Origin of the sequence: Paracidovorax cattleyae, from assembly GCF_900104515.1 — a bacterium.
GTDB classification, from domain to species: domain Bacteria; phylum Pseudomonadota; class Gammaproteobacteria; order Burkholderiales; family Burkholderiaceae_C; genus Paracidovorax; species Paracidovorax cattleyae.
Window position 1 is genome coordinate 92,285 of record NZ_FNJL01000019.1, and the last position, 18,729, is coordinate 111,013.

At 68.5% G+C, this 18,729-nt stretch carries 17 protein-coding genes; 9 read left to right on the forward strand and 8 right to left on the reverse strand.

Features of this window, described 5'->3' with window-relative positions; translation table 11 throughout:
- The first annotated feature begins 317 nt into the window (after positions 1 to 317).
- Complete coding sequence (locus tag BLR05_RS16130; RefSeq protein WP_092835996.1) at positions 318 to 1,646, forward strand: MFS transporter; 1,329 nt, start codon at positions 318 to 320, stop codon at positions 1,644 to 1,646.
- 52 nt (positions 1,647 to 1,698) lie between these two features.
- Here BLR05_RS16130 and BLR05_RS16135 read toward each other — a convergent pair whose 3' ends face one another.
- Positions 1,699 to 2,943: a cysteine dioxygenase gene (locus BLR05_RS16135; protein ID WP_092835998.1), complete on the reverse strand. Its 1,245-nt coding sequence runs from the start codon at positions 2,941 to 2,943 to the stop codon at positions 1,699 to 1,701.
- A gap of 235 nt (positions 2,944 to 3,178) precedes the next feature.
- Here BLR05_RS16135 and BLR05_RS16140 point away from each other — a divergent pair, with 235 nt between their 5' ends.
- Positions 3,179 to 3,985 (forward strand): Nif3-like dinuclear metal center hexameric protein, encoded by an 807-nt coding sequence (locus BLR05_RS16140; protein ID WP_092836000.1) that lies wholly within the window; start codon positions 3,179 to 3,181, stop codon positions 3,983 to 3,985.
- Between the two features lie 545 nt (positions 3,986 to 4,530).
- Positions 4,531 to 6,006 carry a hypothetical protein gene (locus BLR05_RS16145; protein ID WP_143015939.1) on the forward strand — a complete coding sequence of 492 codons (1,476 nt, stop codon included), beginning with the start codon at positions 4,531 to 4,533 and terminating at the stop codon, positions 6,004 to 6,006.
- A 77-nt stretch (positions 6,007 to 6,083) separates the two neighbouring features.
- On the opposite strand, the gene BLR05_RS16150 is transcribed toward BLR05_RS16145, so the two are convergent.
- The 4 genes from BLR05_RS16150 to BLR05_RS16165 are packed head-to-tail and all read right to left on the reverse strand — an operon-like array spanning position 6,084 to position 10,192.
- Positions 6,084 to 7,151, reverse strand: coding sequence for a VWA domain-containing protein (locus BLR05_RS16150; protein ID WP_092836003.1), 1,068 nt, complete (start codon positions 7,149 to 7,151; stop codon positions 6,084 to 6,086).
- A 45-nt stretch (positions 7,152 to 7,196) separates the two neighbouring features.
- On the reverse strand, positions 7,197 to 8,177 hold the full coding sequence (locus tag BLR05_RS16155) for a DUF58 domain-containing protein (RefSeq protein ID WP_244160116.1): 981 nt from the start codon (positions 8,175 to 8,177) through the stop codon (positions 7,197 to 7,199).
- The gene (locus BLR05_RS16160) at positions 8,155 to 9,204 is read right to left on the reverse strand and encodes an AAA family ATPase (protein WP_092836005.1); all 1,050 of its coding nucleotides are present in this window, start codon (positions 9,202 to 9,204) and stop codon (positions 8,155 to 8,157) included. Before BLR05_RS16160 ends, BLR05_RS16155 begins: the two co-directional genes overlap by 23 nt.
- A 19-nt stretch (positions 9,205 to 9,223) precedes the next feature.
- Positions 9,224 to 10,192, reverse strand: a complete 969-nt coding sequence (locus tag BLR05_RS16165; protein WP_092836007.1) for a S1C family serine protease — start codon at positions 10,190 to 10,192, stop codon at positions 9,224 to 9,226.
- 202 nt (positions 10,193 to 10,394) lie between these two features.
- Here BLR05_RS16165 and BLR05_RS16170 point away from each other — a divergent pair, with 202 nt between their 5' ends.
- From BLR05_RS16170 to BLR05_RS16195, 6 genes are all read left to right on the forward strand, one after another.
- Complete coding sequence (locus BLR05_RS16170; RefSeq protein ID WP_208606023.1) at positions 10,395 to 11,261, forward strand: TatD family hydrolase; 867 nt, start codon at positions 10,395 to 10,397, stop codon at positions 11,259 to 11,261.
- 15 nt (positions 11,262 to 11,276) lie between these two features.
- Positions 11,277 to 11,876 (forward strand): DNA-deoxyinosine glycosylase, encoded by a 600-nt coding sequence (locus BLR05_RS16175; protein WP_092836011.1) that lies wholly within the window; start codon positions 11,277 to 11,279, stop codon positions 11,874 to 11,876.
- Positions 11,877 to 12,641 carry a class I SAM-dependent methyltransferase gene (locus tag BLR05_RS16180; RefSeq protein WP_092836013.1) on the forward strand — a complete coding sequence of 255 codons (765 nt, stop codon included), beginning with the start codon at positions 11,877 to 11,879 and terminating at the stop codon, positions 12,639 to 12,641.
- A gap of 6 nt (positions 12,642 to 12,647) precedes the next feature.
- Positions 12,648 to 14,486 (forward strand): type IV pilus assembly ATPase TfpB, encoded by a 1,839-nt coding sequence (gene tfpB / locus BLR05_RS16185; protein WP_092836015.1) that lies wholly within the window; start codon positions 12,648 to 12,650, stop codon positions 14,484 to 14,486.
- Between the two features lie 168 nt (positions 14,487 to 14,654).
- Positions 14,655 to 15,143, forward strand: coding sequence for a tripartite tricarboxylate transporter TctB family protein (locus tag BLR05_RS16190; RefSeq protein ID WP_053844741.1), 489 nt, complete (start codon positions 14,655 to 14,657; stop codon positions 15,141 to 15,143).
- A gap of 18 nt (positions 15,144 to 15,161) precedes the next feature.
- The gene (locus BLR05_RS16195; protein WP_053844740.1) at positions 15,162 to 16,673 is read left to right on the forward strand and encodes a tripartite tricarboxylate transporter permease; all 1,512 of its coding nucleotides are present in this window, start codon (positions 15,162 to 15,164) and stop codon (positions 16,671 to 16,673) included.
- A 76-nt stretch (positions 16,674 to 16,749) separates the two neighbouring features.
- Here BLR05_RS16195 and BLR05_RS16200 read toward each other — a convergent pair whose 3' ends face one another.
- From BLR05_RS16200 to BLR05_RS16210, 3 genes are all read right to left on the reverse strand, one after another.
- Positions 16,750 to 17,142 carry a hypothetical protein gene (locus tag BLR05_RS16200; RefSeq protein ID WP_092836017.1) on the reverse strand — a complete coding sequence of 131 codons (393 nt, stop codon included), beginning with the start codon at positions 17,140 to 17,142 and terminating at the stop codon, positions 16,750 to 16,752.
- A 103-nt stretch (positions 17,143 to 17,245) separates the two neighbouring features.
- The gene (locus BLR05_RS16205; RefSeq protein WP_092836019.1) at positions 17,246 to 17,653 is read right to left on the reverse strand and encodes a hypothetical protein; all 408 of its coding nucleotides are present in this window, start codon (positions 17,651 to 17,653) and stop codon (positions 17,246 to 17,248) included.
- The gene (locus BLR05_RS16210) at positions 17,647 to 18,540 is read right to left on the reverse strand and encodes a DUF6402 family protein (RefSeq protein WP_092836021.1); all 894 of its coding nucleotides are present in this window, start codon (positions 18,538 to 18,540) and stop codon (positions 17,647 to 17,649) included. Before BLR05_RS16210 ends, BLR05_RS16205 begins: the two co-directional genes overlap by 7 nt.
- Positions 18,541 to 18,729 lie beyond the last annotated feature (189 nt).

Here is an 18,729-nt window from a genome sequence, read left to right on the forward strand (position 1 = left end):
ACTGCGCCCCGCGCGAGGAGGGGGGCATTCGAGTGCGTGCGCGGGCACCGGAGGGAAAACCCTAAAATCGGGGGATGGCCGCCACCCGCGGCCTTTTGCTTTCGTTTTCCGTTTCCCGTTTTTCTTTCTTCTTTCCTTTCTTTTTCTTCCAGCCCCGGCCCCGCGCCCGGCCGCCCGCACTCCACCCCCGCGGCCGGCCTTGCAGCCCGCGCCACCCGCCACGCTCCGCTCCGGTCCGGCGGCCGCAAGAGAAAGCCCTGGCGCCGCCGCATGCGTGGCCGTGCCCGGGCCGCACCCGTGCTTTTCCGGACCACGCCATGACTTCCTCTTCTGACGCTGCCGCGAGCGCCGACGCCGCGCAGCCCCACCGCCCGCTCACGCGCGGCGACTACAAGACCCTGGGCCTTTCCGCGCTGGGCGGCACGCTCGAGTTCTACGATTTCGTCATCTACGTGTTTTTCGCCACGGTGGTGAGCGGCCTGTTCTTCCCGGCCGACATGCCCGACTGGCTGCGCCAGTTGCAGACCTTCGGCATCTTCGCGGCGGGCTACCTGGCCCGGCCGATCGGCGGCATCGTGATCGCCCACTTCGGCGACAAGCTGGGCCGCAAGCGCATGTTCAGCCTGTCGATCTTCCTGATGGCGGTGCCCACGCTGGTGATCGGCCTGCTGCCCACCTACGCGAGCATCGGCGTGGCGGCGCCGCTGCTGCTGCTGGCGATGCGCGTGCTGCAGGGCGCGGCCATCGGCGGCGAGATGCCCGGGGCCTGGGTGTTCGTGGCCGAGCACGTGCCGAAGAACCGCTACGGCCTGGGCGTGGGCACGCTGACGGCCGGCATCACGGGCGGCATCCTGCTGGGCTCTCTGGTGGCGATCGCCATCAACCGCACGTACACGCCCGCCGAGGTGCAGGGCTTCGCGTGGCGCATTCCGTTCATCCTGGGCGGCGTGTTCGGCCTGGTGTCGGTGTACCTGCGCCGCTTCCTGCACGAGACGCCGGTGTTCCAGGAGTTGGCCGCGCGCCGCGCCGTGGCGCGCGAGCTGCCGCTCAAGACCATCTTCCGCGACCACAAGGGCGCGATGCTGCTGGTGGCGCTGATGACCTGGGTGCTCTCCACCGCGGTGGTGGTGGTGGTGCTGATCACGCCGTCGTACCTGCAGAAGGTGCACCACCTGCCCGCCACGCTGGCGCTGGAGGCCAATGCCGTGGCCACGCTCACGCTGACCATCGGCTGCGTGGTGGTGGGCTGGGCCACCGACCGCTTCGGCACCCGCGCGGTGATGCTGGTGGGCTGGGGCGGCCTGTTCCTGACCTCGTACCTGTTCTACCTGGGCCTGCCGGGCACGCCGGAGACGCTGGTGCGCAACTATGCGCTGGTGGGCTTTTTCGTGGGCTCGATCGCGCTGCTGCCCATCGTGGGCGTGCGCGCCTTCCCGCCGGAAGTGCGGTTCTCGGGCCTTTCGTTCTCGTACAACATGGCCTATGCGGTGTTCGGCGGCATCACGCCGGTGCTGCTGACGGTGTGGATGCAGCGCGACCCGATGGCGCCCGCGCACTATGTGGCGGCCATGGGGCTGCTGGGCTTCGTGCTGGGCTTCGTGCCGCTGGCCTCGCGCGGCTGGCAGCCGGTGGCTGCGCGGGCCTGAACGGGCCTCTCTCGAAGCGACGGGCATCCTGCGCCGGATGCCCGCGCCGCGTTCAGGCGGTGGCGGGCCGTTGCCCGGACATGGCCGCCTTCCATTCCTCCTGGATCAGCCGCTTGAACTCCAGGTATTCCCAGTCCGAGTCGGGCAGGAAGTGCTCGATGGTCTGCTTCTTCTCGTCGATGTAGTCGAAGTACTCGTAGTGGACGATGTTGTCGTCCGCGTAGCGGTAGCACTGGATGGTCGCGCAGAACTGGCCGCCTTCGCGGGGCGACGGGTTCTTCAACTGGTGGATCTGGTAGTAGTCGGGCGTGAGGAAGGTCACCTCGCCCGCGTGCGCGATGGTGCTGCCCCAGGGCTGCTCGATGCCGGGGCTCAGCGCACTGAACCACGAGATCTGGATCTGCCCGTGCAGCACCTTGATGACGGCGCAGGCCTGGCCGTGGTTGTGAATGGGCGAGCCATTGCCCGCGGGCCAGATTTCCAGCACGTAGGGCTGGCCGGGCGAATCGCCCTGGTTGGCGTCCAGCGTGACGCGGAGGTAGCCGAAGCTCGGGTCTTTTTCCAGCAGCTTGGTGTGGCAGAGCGCGCCGGGCGTGACGATGGAGTACTGGATGGCCTGGGCGAACTCGGCGAAGTCCGGCGGCGAGAGGTTCATGCCCGGCCCGGCGACGTTGTCGTAGAGGCGCTGGCAGGCCAGGGGCAGGTCGCCCGCGACGCTGGCGCGGTTGGCGGCGATGCTTTCCATGGTCACCTCCGCGGGCGCGATGAGGTGGGGCGGCGGATCGAGGTTCACGGGGATCTGGAGCGTGGCGAGCTGCACGCCGGTGGCGCCGCGCACGCTGACGTGGCGCAGTTGCCGGCACAGGGCGTCCATGCCGTTCGGGTCGTTCTTGTCCGGCCAGGTGAACTCATACAGCATCAGGGCGCGCAGCATTTCGCCCTTGCCGTACCGGATGCGGCGGTTGTTGCTGTCCAGGCTCAGCCAGTAGGGCTGGTGGGTGCCCGGCGGATCCAGGCGCAGGTCGGGGGCTTCGGCGTGCGCGATGGGGTGCCTCTTGCCGTGGCGCACGGCCCACAGGACGATGCCGGCGCGGCCGATGGTGAGGCCGCAGGCGTTGCCGGTGGGGGTGAAGGGCATGTCCTGGTGCAGGATGATGTCCAGCGCCTCGGGCACGTCGGCCGGGAGCACGGAGACGGTGCCCTGGCCCTTGACGGGAAAGCTGGTGTGGGACGCGGTCTGGGCGGCCTGGTAGAGCCGGACGCGGTTCACGGACAAATGGCGGGATGTATGGGGCATGGGGTGGCTTTCGGGATCGGAGAAATCGGGAGTGCCCGGACGGGCGGCGTTCAGCGCCCGCGGCGTGGTGTGGTGGCGGCGGTCACATGGGATCCCTCCTTCTCGTGTACCGGCGGCGGTGCATGCCGCGGGGCCGCGGGCCCGTGCCGGTCGTTCTGGTTGGCCGTTCTGGTGGTGTACGGCGGGGTCACGGGCGGCACCCCTCCCTGGTGCGCGCCCTGCCACAATGCCGTGCATGACGGACTCAGTTGTACCCTCTCCCGCGGATGACCTGGCCCCCGGGGTTTCCCGGCAGGCGCTGCTCGCGGCCTTCGACGACCTGCTGCAGCCGGCCCGTTTCAAGGACTACGGCCCGAACGGCCTGCAGGTGGAGGGCCGCGAGCGCATCCGCCGCATCGTGAGCGGCGTGACGGCGAGCCGCGCGCTGATCGATGCCGCCATCGCGGACGGGGCGGATGCGGTCTTCGTGCACCACGGCCTGTTCTGGCGCGGCCAGGACGGGCGGGTGACGGGCTGGATGAAGCAGCGCCTGCAGCGGCTGCTGGCCCACGACATCAATCTCTTCGCCTACCACCTGCCGCTGGACGCGCACCCGGAGCTGGGCAACAACGCGCAGCTGGGCCGCGTGCTGGGCTTCGCGGCGGCCGACGTGCGCTTCGGTGAGCAGGACCTGGGCTTCTGCGCGCCGGCCGACATCGCGGACGCGGCCACGCTCGCCGCGCGCGTGGAGGCGGCGCTGGGCCGGCCGGTGACGCTGGTCGCGCCGGAGGACGCCGGGCCGGGCCGGCCGATCCGCCGCGTGGCCTGGTGCACGGGCGGCGCGCAGGGATACTTCGAGGGCGCGATCGCGGCGGGGGCCGATGCCTTCATCACGGGCGAGATCTCCGAGCCGCAGGCGCACCTGGCGCGGGAGACGGGCGTGGCCTTCCTCGCGGCGGGCCACCATGCGACCGAGCGCTACGGCGCGCCCGCGGCGGCCGCGCACGTGGCGGTGGCGCTGGGCATCGAACAACGGTTCATCGAGATCGACAACCCGGCATAAATCTGCGTTGTCGCCGCTCCTGGCCGCGCCGGCCGGAAGACGCGTTGAGCAGGGCTTCGTCACCGGTGTTGAAGGCCCGTGGGGCGCGCTTGGAGGGCGTGGCGTGGCCGCATGCGGATGTTTCGGACCATCGCAACGGCATTCGCGCAGACACTGCCGGGCAGCGGTGTGGGGTCGCATCATCGTGCGCAGAAGATTTCTTGCCCGAGTTCATGATCAACCCCACAGCCGGCATCCGTTCGGGCCGCCAAGCCCTCTCTTCTGCGCACCTGTCAGATTCTTCGCATGGAACGTCCAGGGCGGATCGGTCCCGGTCCCCGACCGGAACGACGAGAGCGCACGGCCCGTCATCGCACGGAGCCCTGGGAGACGACGGTATCCGGGCGAGATCACAGCCTCATGCCATTGTGCGGGAAGGGAGCATCCGCCTGCGAAGCCGTGCCATTGCACCGCAAAGTCCCCGTCCCGCACACGCGCAGCCGGGAGCCGAGGCAGCGGGGCACAGGAGGGCGCCCGACAGTGCATTGAATGATTTTCTGTCGGGCATGAGCGAAGATGACAGAGCGCTGTTTGTCGTGGGTGGGGGCACTGCCGCCCTGACCTATCTTTCCACCGCAAATCTCGACAGCATGTTCACCCATGTGGTGGTGATCGGGGATCTGGGTTATTGGAACAGGGTCGGGCACCGGCTCGCGCAGCCGCATCACATCCTGGCGTTGCCGCATGAGGAAAGCGCAGGATTTATCGATCCCGGCCGGCATGATGCCCTCAACAACCTGCTGCCGCATGACGACCGTTCGGCCTATGTGCATTCCCGTGACTATCAGGCCCGGCTGGCGAAACTCGGCGAATACACCGGCGACATGCTGCGAAGCCAGGGCAGGAAAGTGTTTTTCACCGGCGGAATTTCTGTCGAGAAAATATCGAAGGAGCAGGGCACGGGCTACCGCATCGCCACGACCGGACCGGGACCCTCCGTGCTGGGGCACAAGGTAGTGATCGCAACGGGGGCTGCCCCTGCGAGACGGTTGGCGGACCATTTGCTGCCGGAAGGATCGGCAGCGCAGCTGCCCCAGATACTCGGCTACGACGACGTTCTGACGCCCGGGATGGCGGAGCGCATTCAGGGCAAGAGCGTCATGGTGTATGGCGGGGGGCCGACGGCAGCATGGGCCATGGAGGTCGCAAAGCAACATGCCGGATCTTCCACGTGGGTGGCGAGAAACGGCTTCGGGGTGGCTGAGGCGGCCGGGCCCCGCGTCGGGGCCATCATCGAAGGCAGCCGCGATTGCCAGATCCAGGGCGAAATCGACGCGATACGGTGCCTGGACTCAGGCGATGCGCCGGGTGGGCAAAGGCTTCGCGTCGATGTGTCGGGCAAGGCGCAAGGAGAGGCCTCGGAGAAGAGATCGCTGGATGTGGACTACCTGGTGAATTCCACCGGCCAGGATGCCTATGCCGCCGGCGGACTCCACGACATCCTGTCGGATGCCATCAAAGAGGATCTTCGGCCGATTCCCGACCGCAACCGGGTTTCCGGTGTACCGGAAACCATGCTGGGGTTCGGCACCCGTTCAGGCGATTTGCAGATCATCGGTGCCGCAGCCGCGTCGTACCAGGATGCCGGACGTGGCTTGAAGCCGGGCCGCCTGGCCAGCGAGACCTTGCCCAGAAGCGGGAAGATCGGCATCACGATCGGTGGGGTCGTGGCCTCGGTGGCAGCTCTCACCGATTACATGCCGATGCGGCAGGATCCGGCGACGGGTGCGCTGAGGGTGACCGGACTGAATCTGCATGTGATGAATGCGACCCAATTGGCGGTCTATCTCACGGGAGCCTACCCAGCCGCTTCGGCGGAAAGGATCAACACCACAGTGGAGGAGTATTTGCAGGCACGCTCCCACACGGAATTCGGGCTGTCGGACGCGGAACTGGAAGCGTTCATGGCATCGTGCCTCGGTCCGCTGCCACGCATCCAGGGAATCGCTGCGGGGGTCGAGCCTCGGGCTCCGACGGCATGACAGCGGCGCGCTGAGAGCGGCTGGCACGACCCGGCGAGCGGTTCTGGCGAGGCACCAGAAGGGTCGTGTTGGCTGCTCTAAAGCACCCGCCCGAACCACCACAGCGACAGCAGGCCCGCCAGTACCAGCAGGGCCGCGCCCGCGAGCGCGAGCAGGGCGGAGATTTCGGTTTCCTTCTTCTCCACGGTGAGGCGGGAGCTGAGGGTTTCGTACACCTTCTTCAGGTCGGCCGCAGTGGCCGCGTGGAAGTATTCGGCGTTGGTGCGCTGCGCCACGGCCTTGAGGGTGTCTTCGTCCAGGCGCACGCGCATGGACCAGCCCTCGAAGCCGATGGTCTCGCCGGCCACGGTGCCCACGCCCACGGTATAGACGCGCACGCCGCGGTCGGCGGCCCATTGCGCGGCCTCCATCGGATCGACGCCGGTGGTGCGCTGGCCGTCGGTGAGCATGATGATGGCCGCCGAGGTGTAGGAGCCCGGTGCCACGGGCGCGGGCCGGTCGGCGCCCTTGCCGTTGCTGCCGCGGTGCGGCGGGCGGCCGACCTCGTCCATGGACTGCGGGCGCAGCATGGCCTGCCGGCCGCCGAGCGCGGAGACATCGATGCCGGTGTCGGGGAACAGGGTGGCGAGCGACAGCAGGATGCCGTTGCCCGTGGCCGTGCCGCGCTGCAGCTGGAAGCTGTCGATGGCCTTGACGAGGTCTTCGTGGTTCTGCGTGGGCAACTGGGCGAGCTGGGCGCTGCCCGCGAAGGCCACGATGCCCACGCGCACGTGGCGCGGCAGCTCGGCGATGAAGGCCTTGGCGGCGTCCTGGGCGGCGGTGAGGCGGTCGGGGTGCACGTCGGCGGCGCGCATGCTGCCGGACACGTCCATGGCCAGCATGATGGTCTGCTGCTGCGAGGGCAGGGTGAGCACCGCCAGCGGCCGCGCGGCCGCGACCAGCAGCGCCGCGAGGCCGAGCAGGAAGAGCAGCGGCGGCACATGGCGCCGCCAGCGGGCGCGCGCGCCCTGGGCTTCGCGCGCCAGGGCCAGGGCAGGGTAGTGCAGCACGGCGGACCGGCGCCGGCGGAGCAGCCAAAGGTAGAGCATTACCAGCACGGGCAGCGCGAGCAGCAGCCAGAGAAGGTCGGGCCAGAGAAAGACCATGGGCGGCTCCTTCCTTGTCGTTCGTTCGGCCGGCGCGTCCGGCGCTCAGGCGCGCACGCGCCGGCGGGCCCGCACGGGCTGGCCGCGCAGTTCCATGAAGCGCACCAGCGCGTCGAGCAGGTCGTCGTCGGTGGCGAGTTCGAGCGTGTCCGCGCCCGCGCGCGCCAGGGCCGAGCGCAGCGCGGTTTCGCGCTCGGCGGCGAGGCGGGCGAAGCGCTGGCGGAAGGCGCGGTCGCGCGTGTCCACCGTCAGATGTTCGCCGGTCTCGGGATCGCGCAGGTGCAGCACGCCCACGTCGGGCAGCGCCATCTCCAGCGGATCGAGCAGCCGCACGGCGACCACGTCGTGGCGCTGCGCGAGCTGCGCGAGGGGCTTCTCCCAGCCGGGGGCCGAGAGAAAGTCGGATACGACGAACACCGTCGAGCGCCGCCGGAGCACGGGCGCGGCCGAATCCAGCAGCCGGTGCAGCTCGGTGGTGCCGGGCGGCGCGGACCCGGGCGGGCCCGCGGGCGCCAGCGCGTCGATGAGGCGCAGCACATGGGTGCGGCCGGTACGCGGCGGCAGCACGGTGGCAGGGGCGCCATGGCCGAAGAGCATCGCGCCCACGCGGTTGCCGTGGCGCGTGAGCAGCCGCGCGAGCACGGCGGCGAAGCCGGTGAGCCGGTCGCGCTTGGTCTGCCCCGGCGGCCCGAAATCCACCGAGGGGCTGAGGTCGAGCAGGAACCAGGCGGCCATCTCGCGGTCTTCGGAGAAGACGCGCACATGGGGCGTGCCGAGCCGCGCGGTGACGTTCCAGTCGATGTGGCGCACGTCGTCGTGCGCCTGGTATTCGCGCAGGTCCGCCAGGTCCACGCCCGCGCCGCGCAGCAGCGTTCGGTAATCGCCCTGCAGCAGGCCGTCGAGGCGGCGCAGCACGGTCCATTCGAGCCGGCGCAGCAGGCGGTCCGCAGCGCCCGTGGCCAGGCCGGCGGCGGGCAGCGGCGCCGTGCGCACTGCCGCGGCGTCAGGCCCGCTGCGCGGCGGCATGGAGCACCTCGTTCTGGGCATCGTGCGCCAGCGGGCGGGCCGGCGCGGGCAGCCTCGCCATGAGCTGGGCGATGAGGGCATCGGCATCGAGCCCGTCCGAGATCGCCTCGTACGAGAGCGTGATGCGGTGGCGCAGCACGTCGGGCGCGAGGTCGGCCATGTCCTCGGGCAGCACGTAGCCGCGGCCGCGCAGCATGGCCAGGGCGCGGGCACCCTCGGCCAGATGGATGGTGGCGCGCGGGCTGGCGCCGCAGGCGATGCGCGGTTCGAGTTCGGGCAGGCCGTAATGCGCGGGCGCGCGCGTGGCGGCCACGAGGCGCACGGCGTACTGCAGCAGGGAGGGATCGACGTACACGCGCCGGCATTCGGCCTGCAGCGCGGCGAGCTGCTCCGTGGTGGCCACGGATGCCACCTGCACGGGCTCGGCGAGGGCACGCTGGGCGATGACGAACTCTTCCTCCTCGGTGGGGTAGCCGATGAGCACCTTCATCATGAAGCGGTCCACCTGGGCCTCGGGGAGCTGGTAGGTGCCCTCGGTCTCGATCGGGTTCTGCGTGGCCATGACGAGAAAGGGGCGCGGCAGCACGTGCGTCTCGCCCGCGATGGTGACCTGCCGCTCCTGCATGACCTCCAGCAGCGCGCTCTGCACCTTGGCGGGCGCGCGGTTGATCTCGTCGGCCAGCAGCAGGTGGGTGAACACCGGCCCGAGCGTGGTGGCGAACTCGCCCGTGCGCTGGTGGTACATGCGCGTGCCGACGAGGTCGGCGGGCACGAGGTCGGGCGTGAACTGGATGCGCTTGAACGTGCCGCGCACGGTGCCCGCGAGCGTCTTCACGGTGAGGGTCTTGGCCAGGCCCGGCACGCCTTCGACCAGCAGGTGGCCCTGCGCGAGCATGGCGACCATCACGCGCTCCAGGAAGCGGTCCTGGCCGACCACCACGCGCTTGACTTCATAGAGAATCTGCTCCATCAGCGTGGCGGTGGCGGTGGCGGTGGCGGCGGCCGTCGGGGGCGGGGCGATGTCCATGGAGGCTCCTGGCGAAAGGTCAGAACGGCGGCGAGCCCGCGGCCTCGGCCGCGTTCTCGATGGGCACGGCGAATCCGATGCCGATGAAGGTGCGCGCGGGCGTGGGGTTGAGGATGGCGGTGACGATGCCCACGACCTCGCCGTCGAGCGTGACGAGGGGGCCGCCGGAATTGCCGGGGTTGGCGGCGGCGTCGAACTGGATGAGGTTGCGCATCTCCTGCTTGCCCTGGGGCGAATCGAATTCGCGCTGCAGGCCCGAGATGACGCCGGCCGAGACCGAGGGCCCGATGCCGAAGGGAAAGCCGATGGCGACCACGCCGTCGCCGGGTTTGAGGCCCTGCGTGGAGCGCAGCGGCGCGGCCTGCAGGTCGTCCGGCACGCGGTGCGCCTGCAGCACGGCGAGGTCGTTCGCGGGCTGGGCGCCGGTCAGGGAGGCGTCGCTTTCGGAGCCGTCGGCGAAGGTGACCTGGATGCGCGACGCGCCCCGCACCACGTGCAGGTTGGTGAGGATCACGCCCTTGTCCACGATCACGATGCCGGTGCCCACGCCGCGCTCTTCCTCCTGCACCTTGCCCTTGCCTTTCTTCGTGTGGGCGAAGCCGGTGACGCGCACCACCGACGGGGCCACGGCCTCGGCGGCGCGCGCGGCGGCCGAGGGCAGGGGCTGGGTCGAGAGGGTATGCAGAACGGCCGCGTCGATGTCCTGCTGGGTGATGCGCGGCGCCGGCGGCGGCATGCGCCAGGCCAGCCAGCCGAAACCGGCGGCGACGAGCACGGCCGCCAGCGCGCCGCCGAGCCTGCGCCGCGGGGGGCGCGCGGGCGACGGGGCGGCGGCGCCTGCAGGTCCGGCGGCGCCCGGGGCCGCGGCCGGGGGAACGGCCGGAGTCCCGGCCGGGGGCGGGCCCTCGGGCCCTGCCGGGAACGGGTGTGGCGCGGTGGCCGCGGCTGGCGCGCGGCGGGAGCTGCTGTAGCGGGCGGGCCTGGGCATGCGGTCACCTCGGGTCAGGGGGCCCGCGCGCGGTGTCGTGCGCCGGGCAGGCGGTTCCCGGCCACGGTAGCACGGAACCGCCCGCCGCGCATGTGTCCGCGTGTTTCCAAGGCGGGTTTCCGGGCAGCGGCCTGGCGGCCTGCGCGGGCCGCCGGAGCCGGCCGACGTGCGTGCCGCCCATGGTGCTGGCATGCTCGGGGGGATGGATGCCTGGATCGATACCCATTGCCACCTCGACGAGTTCGAAGCCCATGCGGGCCGGGACTACCTGGACAGGGTGCGCGCGGAAGCGGCGCGTGCCGGGGTCGCGCATTGCGTGCTGCCCGCGGTGGAGCGGTGCAACCTGGAGGCCGTCCGCACGCTGGCGCACCGCCACGGCGACAGCTATGCGCTGGGCATCCACCCGCTTTTCACCGGCCGGGCGGACGACGGCGATCTCGGCGTGCTGGCGCAGGCGCTGGAGCAGCATGCGGCGGACCCGCGCCTCGTGGCGGTGGGCGAGATCGGGCTCGACTTCTTCGTGAAGGACCTGGACCCGGCGCGGCAGGAGCATTTCTTCCGCGAGCAGCTGCGGCTCGCGCGGCGCAGCCGGCTGCCCGTGATCCTGCACACCCGGCGTTCGGTGGACAAGGTGCTCAAGGGCCTGCGCGACGTGGGGGCCGAGGGCGGCATCGCCCATGCGTTCAACGGCAGTCTGCAGCAGGCGCGCGGCTTCATCGACCTGGGCTTCAGGCTCGGCTTCGGCGGGGCGGTGACCTTCGACCGCGCCCTGCAGCTGCGCCGGCTGGCGGCCGAGCTGCCGCTGGAATCCATCGTGCTGGAAACCGACGCGCCGGACATCCCGCCGCACTGGCTCTACGTGACGGCGGCCGAGCGGGCGGCGGGTGCGGCGCCGGCGCGCAACATGCCGGGCGAGCTGCCGCGCATCGCGCAGGTGGTGGCGCAGCTGCGCGGCATGCCGGTGGAGGCGCTGGCCCGGGCCGCGCACGTGAATTCACTGGCGGCGCTGCCGCGCCTGGCGGTGCTGCTGCCGGCGCCTGCGCAGGCCCGCCGGGCGACTACCGAATAGCTACCATTGGCACGCATGCCCCGTTCGTCCCCTCCGACCCGTTTGCCCGACATCCCTCCCGCCGACCCGCAGCCCGCAGCAGCCCTGCGCCTGACGGGGCTGGCGCCGGTCGTCTCGGAGCGCACGGTGGTGCTGGTGCTGGGCAGCTTCCCGGGCGTGGCGTCGCTGCGCGCGGGGCAGTACTACGGCCATCCGCAGAACCATTTCTGGCCCATCCTGCAGGCGCTGTGGCCGCAGCACCCGCTGCCCGGCCGGGACCGCTACGCGGAGCGCTGCGCCTGGCTGCTGGACCGCGGGCTGGGGCTGTGGGATGTGTACGCGGCCTGCGAGCGCGAGGGCAGCCTGGACACCAGCATCCGCAACGCGGCGGTGAACGATTTCGCGGCGCTGCGGCCGCGCTGCCACCGCCTTTCGGCCATCGCCCACAATGGCGGGGAAAGCTTCAGGCACGCGCGTGCCGTGCGCGCCGCCCTGGGCCTGCCGGCCGGGCTGCAGGAAGGGCCGGTGCCGTCGCTGCGCCTGCCCTCCACCAGCCCCGCGAACGCGTCCTGGAGCTTCGAGCGCAAGCGTGCCGCCTGGGCCGAGGCGCTGGCCCCCTTTGGATTGATGGATTGAATGACCACCCGCAAGAAAGCCGCAGCCGCCGAGCTGCCCGAAGTCAGCGTTTCCGATGACGGCGACGTGCGCCACCTGCACCTGGGCACGCCCTGGATCCAGGGTTCCATGCGCATCGACGAGCCCTTCGACATCGAACTGGAGTACGTGCAGCGCATGATGGCCTGGCTGCTGTTCGTGGAGCCTGCCAGCGTGGGCAAGCGGCATGCGATGCAGCTGGGCCTGGGCGCGGGTGCGATCACCAAGTTCTGCCACAAGAAGCTGCGCATGTGCTGCACGGCGATCGAGCTCAACCCGCAGGTGCTGGCCGTCTGCCGCGCATGGTTCAAGCTGCCGCCCGACGGGCCGAAGCTGCGCGTGGTGCTGGCCGATGCCGCGCAGGAGATCCGCAAGCCCGAGTGGCACGGCACGGTCGATGCGCTGGCCGTGGACCTGTACGACCACGAGGCCGCGGCGCCGGTGCTCGACAGCGCGGAGTTCTACGCCGACTGCCGCGCGCTGCTCACCGAGGACGGCGCGATGACGGTGAACCTCTTCGGCCGCTCTTCCAGCTACGAGCGCAGCCTCGGGCGCATGGCCGAGGCCTTCGGCGCCGACGCGCTCTGGGCCTTCAAGCCCACGCGCGAGGGCAACACCGTGGTGCTGGCCCAGCGCACGCCGTCGCGGCCGCGCCGCGCCGACCTGCTGGCACGCGCCGATGCGGTGCAGGTGCGGTGGGACCTGCCTGCGGCGAAGTGGCCGCGCGTGTTCAAGCCGGTGGAGTGACGCGCGATGAGCCGCAGCCTGCTTCCCCCCCATGACGCCGCCGGGCCCGCGGCGCCGGCCGGATTCGCGGGCCCCCTCGACTGGCGGCGCATCGTCGAGTGGCTGCGCGCCGACGGCGTGATCTCGCAGGAGGAGGCCGCGCGCACCATCGCGCGCTGCTCGCAGGCCGAGAGCCGCCAGCATCCGCTGGTGCGGCTGGCCAGCGTGGCGATGGCGCGCGCGAGCGACGGCAGGCCGCTGGACCTGGAGAGCCTGACCGAATACCTGGCCGGCCGCAGCGGCCTGGCCTACCTGCGCATCGATCCGCTCAAGGTGGACGTGGGCCGCGTGGCCGACATGATGAGCGCGAGCTACGCCGAGCGGCACCGGGTGCTGCCCGTGCAGGTCACGCCGCGCGAGATCGTGGTGGCCACGGCCGAGCCGTTCGTCGATGACTGGGTGGCCGAGGTGGAGCGCCAGTCGCGCCGCGCCGTGCGCCGCGTGGTCGCCAACCCGCAGGACATCCACCGCTACACGGCGGAATTCTTCGCGCTGGCCAAGTCGGTGAAGGCGGCGCAGAAGGCCGGCGGCGCGAGCGCGGGCAGCAGCTTCGAGCAGCTGGTGGAACTGGGCCGCAGCAACAAGCAGCTGGACGCGAACGACCAGGGCGTGGTCAAGGTGGTGGACTGGCTCTGGCAGTACGCCTTCGACCAGCGCGCGAGCGACATCCACCTGGAGCCGCGGCGCGAGCAGGGCGTGATCCGCTTCCGCATCGACGGGGTGCTGCATCCGGTGTACCAGATGCCCATGGGTGTGCTGAACGCCATGGTGTCGCGCGTGAAGCTGCTGGGCCGCATGGACGTGGTCGAGAAGCGCCGCCCGCAGGACGGCCGCATCAAGACCCGCAACCCGCGCGGCGACGAGGTGGAAATGCGCCTCTCCACCCTGCCCACGGCCTTCGGCGAGAAGATGGTGATGCGCATCTTCGATCCGGACAACACCGTCAAGGACCTGGACGCGCTGGGCTTCTCGCCGCACGACGCGCAGCGCTGGGAGGCGCTGGTGCAGCGGCCCCACGGCATCATCCTGGTGACCGGGCCCACGGGCTCGGGCAAGACCACGACGCTCTACTCCACCCTCAAGCGCCTGGCCACCGAGGAGGTGAACGTGAGCACCGTGGAAGACCCGATCGAGATGATCGAGCCGAGCTTCAACCAGACGCAGGTGCAGCCGCAGCTCGACTTCAGCTTCGCGGAAGGCCTGCGCGCGCTCATGCGGCAGGACCCGGACATCCTGATGGTGGGCGAGATCCGCGACCTGGAGACGGCGGACATGGCCGTGCAGGCCGCGCTCACGGGCCACCTGGTGTTCTCCACGCTGCATACCAACGATGCCCCGTCGGCCATCAGCCGCCTGATGGAGCTGGGCGTGCCGCCCTACCTCATCAATGCCACGCTGCTGGGCGTGCTGGCGCAGCGGCTGGTGCGCACGCTCTGCAAGCAGTGCCGCCAGCGCGACGAGGCGGCGGGCATCGATCGGCTGGCGGAAGTGGTGCGACCCTGGAAGATCACGGGCGGCTACCACCCCTACCGGCCGGTGGGCTGCGTGGACTGCCGCATGACCGGCTTCCACGGCCGCATGGGGCTCTACGAGTTGCTCGCCGTGAGCGAGGCGCTGAAGGAGCGCATCACCCAGTCGCCCTCCATCGACGCGCTGCGGCGGCAGGCGCTGCAGGACGGCATGCGCCCCCTTCGGCTCGCCGGCGCACTGCGCGTGGCCGAGGGCGTGACCACGCTCGAAGAGGTCATCGCCGCGACGCCACCGCTGGAGTCACGTGACCGGGCCGCACCACCGGCTGTCACCTGAACTCCATTCCGCAAGCCGAAAATCTTGAAGTCCGTCCCGGTCTCCGGGACGGTGTTTTCGCTGGGCGCGTTGCGGTTTTCCCTAGGTGCCGGATAGGTGGTATCCACATCGATGTGGCAGGGGGGTGATTGCACAATCGCCCGTCAACTTCGTGTAAGGAGTCGTTTCGTGAAAATAAAGAGCCAGAAAGATTTCTTCTCAGGCCTCATGTTCATGGGTGTGGGGGTCGCTTTCGCGGTCGGCGCCACCAATTACAGCGTCGGCAACGGCGCGCGCATGGGTCCTGGGTATTTCCCGCTGATCCTGGGCATCCTGCTCGCCATCCTGGGGGCGGCCATCACCTTCTATGCCACCGTGGTGGAGAGCGCCGATGGCGACAAGATCGGCAAGTGGGCCTGGAAGCCGCTGTTCTTCATCCTCGCTTCCAACTTCGCTTTCGGCGTGCTGCTCGCCGGCCTGCCGAGCTTCGGCGTACCGGCCATGGGCCTGATCGTCGCCATCTACGCGCTCGTGTTCATCGCGAGCTTGGCGGGCGATACCTTCAACGCCAAGGAAGTGTTCATCCTCGCCACCATCCTCGCGGTGGGCAGCTACGTGGCTTTCGTGTGGGCGCTGAAACTGCAGTTCCCCGTGTGGCCCAGTTTCATTTCGGGTTGAGCGGGAGCATCGAAAACCATGGAATTGTTTGACAACCTGGCGACCGGCTTCGGCGTCGCCTTCACCTTCCAGAACCTCATCTACTGCCTGATCGGCTGTATTTTGGGGACGCTGATCGGCGTGCTGCCCGGCATCGGGCCCGTGGCGACCATCGCCATGCTGCTGCCCGCCACCTACGCGCTGCCGCCCGTGGCCGCGCTCATCATGCTGGCCGGCATCTACTACGGTGCGCAGTACGGTGGCTCGACCACCGCGATTCTCGTGAACCTGCCGGGCGAGTCATCCTCGGTGGTGACCGTGATCGACGGCTACCAGATGGCGCGCAAGGGCCGCGCGGGCCCGGCGCTCGCCGCCGCCGGCCTGGGCTCGTTCTTCGCGGGCTGCGTGGGAACGCTGATCCTGGCCGCCTTCGCCCCGCCGCTGACCGAAGTGGCCTTCAAGTTCGGCCCCGCCGAGTACTTCTCGCTGATGGTGCTGGGCCTGATCGGCGCCGTGGTGCTGGCCTCGGGCTCGCTGCTCAAGGCCGTGGCCATGATCGTGCTGGGCCTGCTGCTCGGCCTGGTGGGCACCGACGTGAACTCGGGCGTGGCCCGCTACAGCTTCGACATTCCCGAGCTGACCGACGGCATCAACTTCGTCGTGATCGCCATGGGCGTGTTCGGCTACGGTGAAATCATCGCCAACCTCTCCAAGCCCGAGGACGACCGCGAGGTGTTCACGGCCAAGGTGCAGGGCCTGTTCCCCACCAAGGAAGACTTCAAGCGCATGATTCCCGCCGTGCTGCGCGGCACCTCGCTCGGCGCGGCCCTGGGCATCCTGCCCGGCGGCGGTGCGCTGCTGGCGGCCTTCGCGGCCTACACGATCGAGAAGAAGACCAAGCTGAAGCCGGGCGAAGTGCCCTTCGGCAAGGGCAACATCCGCGGCGTGGCGGCCCCCGAGTCGGCCAACAACGCCGGTGCGCAGACCTCCTTCATCCCGCTGCTGACGCTGGGCATCCCGCCCAACGCCGTGATGGCGCTGATGGTGGGTGCCATGACCATCCACAACATCCAGCCGGGCCCGCAGGTGATGACCAGCAACCCCGAGCTGTTCTGGGGCCTGATCGCCTCGATGTGGATCGGCAACGCGATGCTGATCATCCTGAACCTGCCGCTGATCGGCATGTGGATCAAGCTGCTCACCGTGCCCTACCGCTGGCTGTTCCCCTCCATCGTGCTGTTCTGCGCGGTGGGCGTGTACGGCACGAACAACAACACGTTCGACGTGTGGCTGGTCGGCATCTTCGGCTTCATCGGCTATATCTTCCACAAGCTGGGCACCGAGCCGGCGCCCCTGCTGCTGGGCTTCATCCTGGGCCCGATGATGGAAGAGAACCTGCGCCGCGCGCTGCTGCTGTCCCGCGGCGACTGGAGCGTGTTCGTCACGCGCCCGATCTCCGCCGGCCTGCTCGCCGCCGCCGTGCTGCTGCTCGTCATCGTGCTGCTGCCGGCCGTGAGCAAGAAGCGCGAGGAAGCCTTCGTCGAGGACTGACCCGCCCAGGGCACATCCTCTTCCACGATTGGGAAAGACGGCACCTTCGGGTGCCGTTTTTTCTTGGGCGGGCGAGTCAGGGCATGGCGGCGGAATCGGGCAGGGGCGGGCAGCCGGTGCATTCGGGGGGGATGTTTTCGAAGACGACGTCGCGGCCAATGCGGACCTTGTTCATGGGCGGATAGAGGTACCAGTACAGCTGGCCGTTGATCCACAGGTCCACGACCGCGCTTTCTCCGAGGAGAGCCGGTGGTTCAATCCGGTACAGACGGATGACGTGCGGATGGCGCATGTCCCAATGTGCCATCCGCTGGAGCCAGGAGGCTTCGTAGTAATCGAGGCGATAGACGTGCCGGGGGCTGTAGTGGCTTCTTTGGTATTCAGGGGTGGCGAGACTGCGTATGGTGACCCCAAGCGCTGCCATGCCGAGGAGCAGGGCGGCTGCCTTGAATCGACGGGTGATGGTCATGGGAGCGGGATTGCTGGTACCACAGGGTGAGGCCCGTTGGATCTCCATGGCGTGCGTTGCCTTGGAGGGTGAATGCGATGGGGCAAGACCTCCCCGGGACGGTTCAGGGCATTACTGCTGAGTCGGGCAGCGGTGGGCAGCCGGCGCATTCCGATGGAACATTCTCGAAAACGACATCGCGGCCGACGCGGACCTTGTTCATGGGGTCTTCCGTGTACCAATAGAGCTCTCCATTCATCCAGAGATCGACCACCTTGCTTTCGCCGATCAAGGTGTCCGGCTGGACGCGGTACAGCCTCACGAATGCAGGCATCTTGAAATCGCGATGCAATAGTCCTTGCAGGAAAGAGGCTTCGTAGTATTCGATCCGATAGGCCTTGTAGGGGCTGACGGCGGTATGGAACAGGTGGGGGCGGGTGCCGTGCCACAGGCCAACAGCAATTGTGGCTATGAATAATATAGGGAATGAATTCCTGAGAATTCGCCTCTTTTTTTGATTTTTATTTACCATGAAAATTTTTGTGGAAAAGGTAATTTGATTCGGTGCACATCTGAAACAACCATGAAATCACCACCTCTGTTGTTTTTCTCTCTCCAACGACGGAAGTCTTGGTTTTGTACGAGATATTTATGGCTTTGCACTGATTCGGGTGAATCGTCCGCTACTACATCCTCAATCGGCACAGTCAGATGTGTAAGGATTCCGCATTCCATTCCATTGAACCCCCAGCAACCAAGAGGTTGGGAAATAAAAGACTTTCCATCGTTGAAATCATAAGAATCCCGTAAATAGAATCCTAATTCGTCGATCTCGACCATGGCTTTACCGCTGCCCAATGGAGTAACGATACCTGTAACAGCCACCTTTAACTGAGCCTCACCCATGGCACCATAGAAATCGTCCATGGGGTCACTCATACGGCCAAAGACTAAGTAGTTGACCTGACAAGTTTTGTCAAGGATTTTGGCAGGAAGAGTCAGATCACCAAATCGCCAGCATTGCTGCTGCCTGCCCTTGTTGTGCCGTTCTACTTGGTCTCTCAACTGTGCAATCCCTGCTGGACTTGCCCAATTCGTGCGCAGCCTATCCATGGCCGCCTGTACTCTTGCAAATCCCAGAGCCCATCCCATTGAGATGGTGGTCTCATCAAGCTGTGCTGACGGCAGTTGGCTTAGGCGTTGCCCTTCCACGCTGCCTTTGACCTCGGGCGTCATCTGGTAAGCCGCCCCATTGAACCACCGCTCCATCAACGCCGCAGCCACCGGCCACCCCAGCCGCGAACGCATCACGGACGGGATATCGCGCAACTGGAACAGCGGCGTTGCATATTTGGGCTTGTTGCTCCGCCCGAGAATGGCTTGCAGCGCCTCCTGCGGCGCTTTCATCAGATCGACCATCTTTCCTCCCTCTTCATCTCGCGCTGCACTGCGCAGCACGATGACCGGCGCGGATTATGCGAAGAGATTCGGCTCAAAACCCTCTCTGGCACGGTAGGGAACCTCTCACAACCCCTGATCCGAGCCCAGCATCAAGGCTATCCGCACACATTCACCTGCTTCGGGAGCGCGATAGCAACTGCCCTGGGG

Coding starts and splice junctions, on each gene's coding strand:
- BLR05_RS16130 (WP_092835996.1), top strand. CDS start 318: ATGACTTCCTCTTCTGACGCTGCCGCGAGCGCCGACGCCGCGCAGCCC.
- BLR05_RS16135 (WP_092835998.1), bottom strand. CDS start 2,943: ATGCCCCATACATCCCGCCATTTGTCCGTGAACCGCGTCCGGCTCTAC.
- BLR05_RS16140 (WP_092836000.1), top strand. CDS start 3,179: ATGACGGACTCAGTTGTACCCTCTCCCGCGGATGACCTGGCCCCCGGG.
- BLR05_RS16145 (WP_143015939.1), top strand. CDS start 4,531: ATGAGCGAAGATGACAGAGCGCTGTTTGTCGTGGGTGGGGGCACTGCC.
- BLR05_RS16150 (WP_092836003.1), bottom strand. CDS start 7,151: ATGGTCTTTCTCTGGCCCGACCTTCTCTGGCTGCTGCTCGCGCTGCCC.
- BLR05_RS16155 (WP_244160116.1), bottom strand. CDS start 8,177: ATGCCGCCGCGCAGCGGGCCTGACGCCGCGGCAGTGCGCACGGCGCCG.
- BLR05_RS16160 (WP_092836005.1), bottom strand. CDS start 9,204: ATGGACATCGCCCCGCCCCCGACGGCCGCCGCCACCGCCACCGCCACC.
- BLR05_RS16165 (WP_092836007.1), bottom strand. CDS start 10,192: ATGCCCAGGCCCGCCCGCTACAGCAGCTCCCGCCGCGCGCCAGCCGCG.
- BLR05_RS16170 (WP_208606023.1), top strand. CDS start 10,395: ATGGATGCCTGGATCGATACCCATTGCCACCTCGACGAGTTCGAAGCC.
- BLR05_RS16175 (WP_092836011.1), top strand. CDS start 11,277: ATGCCCCGTTCGTCCCCTCCGACCCGTTTGCCCGACATCCCTCCCGCC.
- BLR05_RS16180 (WP_092836013.1), top strand. CDS start 11,877: ATGACCACCCGCAAGAAAGCCGCAGCCGCCGAGCTGCCCGAAGTCAGC.
- tfpB (WP_092836015.1), top strand. CDS start 12,648: ATGAGCCGCAGCCTGCTTCCCCCCCATGACGCCGCCGGGCCCGCGGCG.
- BLR05_RS16195 (WP_053844740.1), top strand. CDS start 15,162: ATGGAATTGTTTGACAACCTGGCGACCGGCTTCGGCGTCGCCTTCACC.
- BLR05_RS16200 (WP_092836017.1), bottom strand. CDS start 17,142: ATGACCATCACCCGTCGATTCAAGGCAGCCGCCCTGCTCCTCGGCATG.
- BLR05_RS16205 (WP_092836019.1), bottom strand. CDS start 17,653: ATGGTAAATAAAAATCAAAAAAAGAGGCGAATTCTCAGGAATTCATTC.
- BLR05_RS16210 (WP_092836021.1), bottom strand. CDS start 18,540: ATGGTCGATCTGATGAAAGCGCCGCAGGAGGCGCTGCAAGCCATTCTC.